The following is a 502-nucleotide window of genomic DNA, read 5'->3' on the forward strand; positions in this document are numbered from 1 at the left end:
TTATTTATCGTTTATTCCCCCCAAAAAAACCGCTCAATGAAATTTAACTTTTTCATCAAAATAATTTTATGGATTATTTAAGAAGAAGTAAATGGCTACAAGTTAAATGGAAGTAAATATCATTCGACTTTACTAAATATCTGTAGAATTGCTATTTCGTCCAACTTTTTATATATAGTATTTATATAAACTATAAAGGGATGACTAACAATTGAAACATAGACAAAAAAAGAAATTACTTACTTATGAAGAACTCATTGATAAAATGCATGAAAAAGGAATAAAATTTCAGCTAACTAGTGAGATGGAAGCCACTAAAATTTTGATGGAGAACAATTATTATTATAAGTTAGGCGCCTATCGAAAGAATTATAAAAAAGACGCTAGTGGTAAATATATAGATTTGGAGTTTGCTTACTTGGCCGACTTGGCAATATTGGATATGAGATTAAGATATGCCTTGTTACAAATGTGTTTAGACATAGAGCATTCAGTTAAAACT

1 protein-coding gene is annotated in these 502 nt (G+C 28.1%); it reads left to right on the plus strand.

Annotated features, from left to right (window positions below; translation table 11 throughout):
- Window positions 1–211: 211 nt before the first annotated feature.
- The coding region (locus HCK02_RS14020; protein WP_167630706.1) for an Abi family protein at window positions 212–502 on the plus strand (291 nt) is incomplete at its 3' end.

The sequence above is a fragment of the Listeria valentina genome, assembly GCF_011800755.1.
Lineage (GTDB): Bacteria > Bacillota > Bacilli > Lactobacillales > Listeriaceae > Listeria > Listeria valentina.